The organism is Flavonifractor sp. An112 (genome assembly GCF_904377885.1).
GTDB classification, from domain to species: Bacteria; Bacillota; Clostridia; order Oscillospirales; family Oscillospiraceae; genus Flavonifractor; species Flavonifractor avicola.
Genome location: NZ_CAJFGT010000112.1, coordinates 1 through 3,763, shown reverse-complemented (window position 1 = coordinate 3,763; position 3,763 = coordinate 1). Strand labels below are relative to the sequence as shown.

General features: G+C 55.5%; 3 protein-coding genes and 1 other RNA gene. All 4 read right to left on the bottom strand.

Features of this window, described 5'->3' with window-relative positions; all coding sequences use genetic code 11:
* Positions 1 to 302 precede the first annotated feature (302 nt).
* The 4 genes from IHN22_RS12325 to ffs all read right to left on the bottom strand — a co-directional run bounded on the left by IHN22_RS12325 (position 303) and on the right by ffs (position 3,467).
* Complete coding sequence (locus IHN22_RS12325; RefSeq protein ID WP_300986631.1) at positions 303 to 959, bottom strand: YoaK family protein; 657 nt, start codon at positions 957 to 959, stop codon at positions 303 to 305.
* A gap of 79 nt (positions 960 to 1,038) precedes the next feature.
* Entirely contained in the window at positions 1,039 to 1,386 is a 348-nt protein-coding gene (locus IHN22_RS12320; RefSeq protein ID WP_087187190.1) for a YbaB/EbfC family nucleoid-associated protein, read from the bottom strand.
* 14 nt (positions 1,387 to 1,400) lie between these two features.
* Positions 1,401 to 3,107 (bottom strand): DNA polymerase III subunit gamma/tau, encoded by a 1,707-nt coding sequence (dnaX, locus tag IHN22_RS12315; RefSeq protein WP_191435660.1) that lies wholly within the window; start codon positions 3,105 to 3,107, stop codon positions 1,401 to 1,403.
* A 95-nt stretch (positions 3,108 to 3,202) separates the two neighbouring features.
* An RNA gene (gene ffs, locus IHN22_RS12310) (signal recognition particle sRNA large type) lies at positions 3,203 to 3,467 on the bottom strand.
* Between the last annotated feature and the right edge of the window lie 296 nt (positions 3,468 to 3,763).

The following is a 3,763-nucleotide window of genomic DNA, read 5'->3' as shown; positions in this document are numbered from 1 at the left end:
GAACCGCTGACCTCTTGAATGCCATTCAAGCGCTCTCCCAGCTGAGCTATACCCCCATATAACCGGAAACCCTTGATTTTACTGAGTTTCCGGGGTTTTGACTAAATTGTCATTTCCTCGCGTTGAGGGGTCGTCACATACGGTTGCTGGCGCTCCCAGCTGAGCTATACCCCAAATGTGTTTGTTCACCGACGGAACAGGTTGTATTTTACCAGCTTTGATTCCCATTGTCAAGTTCTTTTTTATCTTTTTTTACTTTAGGAAAAATACATACCAAGACTCCGTGTCCAAACACCTTTCTATCAATGGCGCATCAAAAGGAATGCAATCAGCAATGGAACACAGGCAACAGCCACCGTGCAGAGACTTAAAAAGCTGCTGCACCATGCACCCAACGCCGCACCACCAATGAAAAACAGAATGATTCCACCGTACTGTGCGGCCCGCAAAAGTTGATCCTTCTCCCCAGTACGGATAAACTGATACAGACGCTCCGTGCCGCTACGCAGATTACCGGTACACATGGTGGTAGCAAAGGCATTACCGCGGACCTTTCGGAAGCTCTCTACCTGTATGGCACATACAAATGAGACCATGATATTGGCCAGTGCATTCAACTGCTGCGGAAGAAAAGCCACCAGCGCCAACAGGATAATTTCCAAACAAACTGTGACCTGTCGCCAATGAACGACACGTACTTCCTTCAATCGTTCTTTGATACACTCAGCGGCGATCACACCAGCTGCAAATGCCAGGATGGGCAGCAAATAATGTAGCACACCGCTCCAGTCCCCTTCCACTGCCCGCACACCTAACAAAACAATGTTACCTGTCTGTGCATTGGCAAATACGCCGTCCCTCATCAAATAGGTATAGGCATCCAGCAGGCCACCTGCTACCGCCAACAGCGCACCGATCCGAAATCGTTCCGATGTCTGCAACCCCTTGGCCGTCTCCATGTTCATGTTCCTCCGCTTTCGGGTTCATTGCTTTTAATGGGAAATGGCCGCCCACAGGCGGCCATTTCCCGTTTCAAATTCAGAAGGGCAGGTTCAGGCCGCCGGTCAGCTGCTGCATGGAAGAGGCAGAGTCGTTCTCCGCCGCACGCAGCGCCTCATTCACGGCTGCCACAATCATATCCTGCAGCATCTCCACATCCTCAGGATCTACCGCATCGGGGTCAATAGTAACACTCTCCAGCACGCGCTTGCCGGTCACAGTGGCGCTGACCGCACCACCGCCGGCTGCCGCAGTGTAGGTCTTGGTCTCCAGCTCCTGCTGCATCTTCATCATATCCTGCTGCATCTTCTGGACCTGCTTCATCATGTTCATGTTCATGCCGCCGCCCATGCCGCCAAATCCGCGGCTGTTAAATCCCTTTGCCATAGGTCGCAACTCCTTTATTCTTCAATAATAATGTTGTCAAACTGCTGGCCCATTGCCAACAGATCATCCAGATTATCATGCTCGGCTGGCTGTTGTGCCGCCGGAGCTGTTTTTGGCGGTGCACCCACCTTTACAGTACACCGTACAGCCCGGCCGGTCTGCGCAGCAGCCAGCTTTTCCAACGCTTCCAGCACTGCAGAAGTGCCCACCATGTTTTTGGTAAAATCCGTATCCACCCACAGCGTTAACACACTGTCTTCCAGCAGGCCCTGTACTGCGGACGGATTGCTGAGAAACGGATAGACTGCCGGGAACTTTCCCCGAAGCCCAGCCACCAGCCCTGGCCACAAATCACCAGATAACGCCGCCATAACCGGGGTATCGGCAGGCTTCTTCTCCACCCGAGAAACAGGCGCTGGGGCAGGCTCCGATTCTGCTTGATAAGCGATACGCTCCCCGGGTTCCTCTGGCAGCGGGGGGCGCTCCTCTTCCCAGGGTGGGGTATCTTTCTGACTGCTCCGGCTATCCGGCACCTTTTTCTGCGGTACAGGCGGTACCGCACAGGCGGTAGGTATCCCACCTGCCAGTAGTTCCTCTACTCTGGACAGACGGGCATTGATTCCTGCCATACTCTCATCCAGCACCGGATCACAGAGGCGGATCAGACAGAGCTCGGCATCCGTACGGCGGTTGCCGCTGCGGGACAGGTCGGCAATGGTGGCCTGAAGCACACCCAGCATCTGAGCCAGCCGGGACGTTTGAAACAGATTGGACAGCCGCCGCATGGTGTTCTCGTCGTAACCGCCAGTCAGCAGTGCCGCCCCGCCCTTGGGAGCCGTCTTACGTACCAGAAGATCCCTTGTCAGGGCAGACAGCTCACCCAGCAGGCTCCCCACTTCCTTGCCGGCACCATATAATTTGGCTAAGGTCTCCAGGGCAGCAGCGGTATCACCCTGTCCAATCTGCTCCATCAGGCGGGCCGTCTCCAGGTTCCCAGCCAACCCTAACGCGTCCAGTACCTCCTGAACACCGATAGGGCCGTCCGGTATCGCGCACTGGTCCAGCAAAGACAGGGCATCACGCAGTCCGCCGTCTGCCAACCGGGCCAGTAATTCCGCGCCCTCTCCTCTCAGCTCCAGGCCCTCTTGGCGCGCCACATAGGCCAGCCGGGCAGCGATATCGCCGGGCAGAATGCGCTTGAAGGAGAACTGCTGACAGCGGGACTTGATGGTAGCCGGCACTTTATGCAGCTCTGTAGTGGCCAAAATAAACATCAGATGTGCAGGAGGCTCTTCCAGGATCTTCAGCAGCGCATTGAATGCCGCAGTGGAGAGCATATGGACCTCGTCCACAATGTACACCCGTTTCCGCACCGCCGCTGGAGTATATACCGCCTCATCCCGCAGGGCACGAACCTGGTCCACGCCGTTGTTGGAGGCCGCATCCAGCTCCAACACATCCAAAATAGAGCCATTCTCAATGCCCAAACAGGACGGGCACTGGTTGCAGGGATTCCCGTTGACCGGGTGCTCACAGTTGACCGCCCGGGACAGGATTTTGGCGCAGGTAGTCTTGCCTGTGCCTCTGGTACCTGTAAACAAATAGGCGTGAGAGAGTCGTCCGGTCTCCACCTGCCGCTTCAACGTATCGGTGATATGGGCCTGACCCACCACGTCGTCAAAGGTACGGGGCCGCCATTTTCGGTATAAAGCCTGATACACGCCGGTCACCTCGTCATAAAAGTGAAAAAGAGGGGCGGAGGATGCGGAAAGCCGCGTCGCTTCGCCCCTCCTTGTACATCCGGTTCATGGCAAGACCGCACACCGACCTTTGGAATCAGCGCTATGCCCGTTACCCTGGCAGCCGGCTCAGGAGCGGGAACCCCGCGGCACAGATCGCGGTCCGCTTAGTGCTGCTCGGTTCCCCGCCTGACACGGTTCACGGGGCGACCTTGCGCGGGACCGATCCATCATCACTACTTACCGGGGTCAGACGACACAACGCAGATCCGGGGGCCGGGATTCATCCCTGCTGTAGCGGGTTGCAGGTACAGGGCACCGCTAACTCCCCGACTAGTGCGGCCTTGCCTTGGACCGGACGCATCAGCGCCGTCCGCTGGAAGGCTGTATTTGATATCATACATCATTTCCGACCATTTATCAATATCACTTTTTAGTTTTTTTCAAAAACCTCTTTACAACCGGTTTAATTATGCTATAATACTGGAGTGTTGAGTAAATACACTTTAATAATATGGGCCTATAGCTCAGCTGGGAGAGCACGCGGGCCAGTTATATGCCCCCTCTTTTGGGCCGGTGGCTCACATGGCTCCCATCCGGTTCGCATCCCCTTTTATTAAAACTTCATACCATCATAT

Bases quoted from the DNA above. Each gene is read 5' to 3' on its own strand.
- IHN22_RS12325 (WP_300986631.1), bottom strand. From the start codon at position 959: ATGGAGACGGCCAAGGGGTTGCAGACATCGGAACGATTTCGGATCGGT.
- IHN22_RS12320 (WP_087187190.1), bottom strand. From the start codon at position 1,386: ATGGCAAAGGGATTTAACAGCCGCGGATTTGGCGGCATGGGCGGCGGC.